Annotated in this window: 2 tRNA genes and 2 rRNA genes; all 4 read left to right on the forward strand. The window is 53.5% G+C overall.

Annotated elements, in window-relative coordinates:
• Positions 1-72: 72 nt before the first annotated feature.
• Positions 73-1622 (forward strand): 16S ribosomal RNA (locus ACFTR6_RS21960).
• 102 nt (positions 1623-1724) lie between these two features.
• Positions 1725-1801, forward strand: a tRNA-Ile gene (locus ACFTR6_RS21965).
• Positions 1802-1815: 14 nt separating this feature from the next.
• A tRNA-Ala gene (locus tag ACFTR6_RS21970) sits at positions 1816-1891 on the forward strand.
• 81 nt (positions 1892-1972) lie between these two features.
• Positions 1973-4560: ribosomal RNA gene (locus tag ACFTR6_RS21975) — 23S ribosomal RNA — on the forward strand; the annotation flags it as partial.

Raw genomic sequence — 4560 nt, forward strand, 5'->3', positions numbered from 1 at the left:
CGGCGAGCTGTACCTGTTAATTCAAAGTTTTAAATAAATCGCACAGCGATGTGCGTAGTCAGTCAAACTACTTTATCGGAGAGTTTGATCCTGGCTCAGGACGAACGCTGGCGGCGTGCCTAATACATGCAAGTCGAGCGGACAGATGGGAGCTTGCTCCCTGATGTTAGCGGCGGACGGGTGAGTAACACGTGGGTAACCTGCCTGTAAGACTGGGATAACTCCGGGAAACCGGGGCTAATACCGGATGGTTGTTTGAACCGCATGGTTCAGACATAAAAGGTGGCTTCGGCTACCACTTACAGATGGACCCGCGGCGCATTAGCTAGTTGGTGAGGTAACGGCTCACCAAGGCAACGATGCGTAGCCGACCTGAGAGGGTGATCGGCCACACTGGGACTGAGACACGGCCCAGACTCCTACGGGAGGCAGCAGTAGGGAATCTTCCGCAATGGACGAAAGTCTGACGGAGCAACGCCGCGTGAGTGATGAAGGTTTTCGGATCGTAAAGCTCTGTTGTTAGGGAAGAACAAGTACCGTTCGAATAGGGCGGTACCTTGACGGTACCTAACCAGAAAGCCACGGCTAACTACGTGCCAGCAGCCGCGGTAATACGTAGGTGGCAAGCGTTGTCCGGAATTATTGGGCGTAAAGGGCTCGCAGGCGGTTTCTTAAGTCTGATGTGAAAGCCCCCGGCTCAACCGGGGAGGGTCATTGGAAACTGGGGAACTTGAGTGCAGAAGAGGAGAGTGGAATTCCACGTGTAGCGGTGAAATGCGTAGAGATGTGGAGGAACACCAGTGGCGAAGGCGACTCTCTGGTCTGTAACTGACGCTGAGGAGCGAAAGCGTGGGGAGCGAACAGGATTAGATACCCTGGTAGTCCACGCCGTAAACGATGAGTGCTAAGTGTTAGAGGGTTTCCGCCCCTTAGTGCTGCAGCTAACGCATTAAGCACTCCGCCTGGGGAGTACGGTCGCAAGACTGAAACTCAAAGGAATTGACGGGGGCCCGCACAAGCGGTGGAGCATGTGGTTTAATTCGAAGCAACGCGAAGAACCTTACCAGGTCTTGACATCCTCTGACAATCCTAGAGATAGGACGTCCCCTTCGGGGGCAGAGTGACAGGTGGTGCATGGTTGTCGTCAGCTCGTGTCGTGAGATGTTGGGTTAAGTCCCGCAACGAGCGCAACCCTTGATCTTAGTTGCCAGCATTCAGTTGGGCACTCTAAGGTGACTGCCGGTGACAAACCGGAGGAAGGTGGGGATGACGTCAAATCATCATGCCCCTTATGACCTGGGCTACACACGTGCTACAATGGACAGAACAAAGGGCAGCGAAACCGCGAGGTTAAGCCAATCCCACAAATCTGTTCTCAGTTCGGATCGCAGTCTGCAACTCGACTGCGTGAAGCTGGAATCGCTAGTAATCGCGGATCAGCATGCCGCGGTGAATACGTTCCCGGGCCTTGTACACACCGCCCGTCACACCACGAGAGTTTGTAACACCCGAAGTCGGTGAGGTAACCTTTTTGGAGCCAGCCGCCGAAGGTGGGACAGATGATTGGGGTGAAGTCGTAACAAGGTAGCCGTATCGGAAGGTGCGGCTGGATCACCTCCTTTCTAAGGATATTATACGGAATATAAGACCTTGGGTCTTATAAACAGAACGTTCCCTGTCTTGTTTAGTTTTGAAGGAACTTTGTTCCTTGAATAAGTTAAGATGGGCCTGTAGCTCAGCTGGTTAGAGCGCACGCCTGATAAGCGTGAGGTCGGTGGTTCGAGTCCACTCAGGCCCACCATCTTTACCCAATACGGGGCCTTAGCTCAGCTGGGAGAGCGCCTGCTTTGCACGCAGGAGGTCAGCGGTTCGATCCCGCTAGGCTCCACCAACGTGTTCTTTGAAAACTAGATAACAGTAGACATCACATTCAATTAGTAACACAAGATATCACATAGTGATTCTTTTTAACGGTTAAGTTAGAAAGGGCGCACGGTGGATGCCTTGGCACTAGGAGCCGATGAAGGACGGGACGAACACCGATATGCTTCGGGGAGCTGTAAGTAAGCTTTGATCCGGAGATTTCCGAATGGGGAAACCCACCACTCGTAATGGAGTGGTATCCATATCTGAATACATAGGATATGAGAAGGCAGACCCGGGGAACTGAAACATCTAAGTACCCGGAGGAAGAGAAAGCAAATGCGATTCCCTGAGTAGCGGCGAGCGAAACGGGACCAGCCCAAACCAAGAGGCTTGCCTCTTGGGGTTGTAGGACACTCTGTACGGAGTTACAAAGGAACGAGGTAGATGAAGAGGTCTGGAAAGGCCCGCCATAGGAGGTAACAGCCCTGTAGTCAAAACTTCGTTCTCTCCTGAGTGGATCCTGAGTACGGCGGAACACGTGAAATTCCGTCGGAATCCGGGAGGACCATCTCCCAAGGCTAAATACTCCCTAGTGACCGATAGTGAACCAGTACCGTGAGGGAAAGGTGAAAAGCACCCCGGAAGGGGAGTGAAAGAGATCCTGAAACCGTGTGCCTACAAGTAGTCAGAGCCCGTTAACGGGTGATGGCGTGCCTTTTGTAGAATGAACCGGCGAGTTACGATCCCGTGCAAGGTTAAGCAGAAGATGCGGAGCCGCAGCGAAAGCGAGTCTGAATAGGGCGCATGAGTACGTGGTCGTAGACCCGAAACCAGGTGATCTACCCATGTCCAGGGTGAAGTTCAGGTAACACTGAATGGAGGCCCGAACCCACGCACGTTGAAAAGTGCGGGGATGAGGTGTGGGTAGGGGTGAAATGCCAATCGAACCTGGAGATAGCTGGTTCTCTCCGAAATAGCTTTAGGGCTAGCCTCAAGGTAAGAGTCTTGGAGGTAGAGCACTGATTGGACTAGGGGCCCCTACCGGGTTACCGAATTCAGTCAAACTCCGAATGCCGATGACTTATCCTTGGGAGTCAGACTGCGAGTGATAAGATCCGTAGTCGAAAGGGAAACAGCCCAGACCGCCAGCTAAGGTCCCAAAGTATACGTTAAGTGGAAAAGGATGTGGAGTTGCTTAGACAACCAGGATGTTGGCTTAGAAGCAGCCACCATTTAAAGAGTGCGTAATAGCTCACTGGTCGAGTGACTCTGCGCCGAAAATGTACCGGGGCTAAACGTATCACCGAAGCTGCGGACTGTTCTTCGAACAGTGGTAGGAGAGCGTTCTAAGGGCTGTGAAGCCAGACCGGAAGGACTGGTGGAGCGCTTAGAAGTGAGAATGCCGGTATGAGTAGCGAAAGAGGGGTGAGAATCCCCTCCACCGAATGCCTAAGGTTTCCTGAGGAAGGCTCGTCCGCTCAGGGTTAGTCGGGACCTAAGCCGAGGCCGAAAGGCGTAGGCGATGGATAACAGGTTGATATTCCTGTACCACCTCCTCACCATTTGAGCAATGGGGGGACGCAGGAGGATAGGGTAAGCGCGGTATTGGATATCCGCGTCCAAGCAGTTAGGCTGGGAAATAGGCAAATCCGTTTCCCATAAGGCTGAGCTGTGATGGCGAGCGAAATATAGTAGCGAAGTTCCTGATTCCACACTGCCAAGAAAAGCCTCTAGCGAGGTGAGAGGTGCCCGTACCGCAAACCGACACAGGTAGGCGAGGAGAGAATCCTAAGGTGATCGAGAGAACTCTCGTTAAGGAACTCGGCAAAATGACCCCGTAACTTCGGGAGAAGGGGTGCTTTTTAGGGTGAATAGCCCAGAAAAGCCGCAGTGAATAGGCCCAGGCGACTGTTTAGCAAAAACACAGGTCTCTGCGAAGCCGTAAGGCGAAGTATAGGGGCTGACGCCTGCCCGGTGCTGGAAGGTTAAGAGGAGCGCTTAGCGTAAGCGAAGGTGCGAATTGAAGCCCCAGTAAACGGCGGCCGTAACTATAACGGTCCTAAGGTAGCGAAATTCCTTGTCGGGTAAGTTCCGACCCGCACGAAAGGCGCAACGATCTGGGCACTGTCTCAACGAGAGACTCGGTGAAATTATAGTACCTGTGAAGATGCAGGTTACCCGCGACAGGACGGAAAGACCCCGTGGAGCTTTACTGCAGCCTGATATTGAATGTTGGTACAGCTTGTACAGGATAGGTAGGAGCCTTGGAAACCGGAGCGCCAGCTTCGGTGGAGGCATCGGTGGGATACTACCCTGGCTGTATTGACCTTCTAACCCGCCGCCCTTATCGGGCGGGGAGACAGTGTCAGGTGGGCAGTTTGACTGGGGCGGTCGCCTCCTAAAAGGTAACGGAGGCGCCCAAAGGTTCCCTCAGAATGGTTGGAAATCATTCGCAGAGTGTAAAGGCACAAGGGAGCTTGACTGCGAGACCTACAAGTCGAGCAGGGACGAAAGTCGGGCTTAGTGATCCGGTGGTTCCGCATGGAAGGGCCATCGCTCAACGGATAAAAGCTACCCCGGGGATAACAGGCTTATCTCCCCCAAGAGTCCACATCGACGGGGAGGTTTGGCACCTCGATGTCGGCTCATCGCATCCTGGGGCTGTAGTCGGTCCCAAGGGTTGGGCTGTTCGCC

It is taken from the genome of Arthrobacter sp. NPDC057009, assembly GCF_042673905.1.
Lineage (GTDB): Bacteria > Actinomycetota > Actinomycetes > Actinomycetales > Micrococcaceae > Arthrobacter.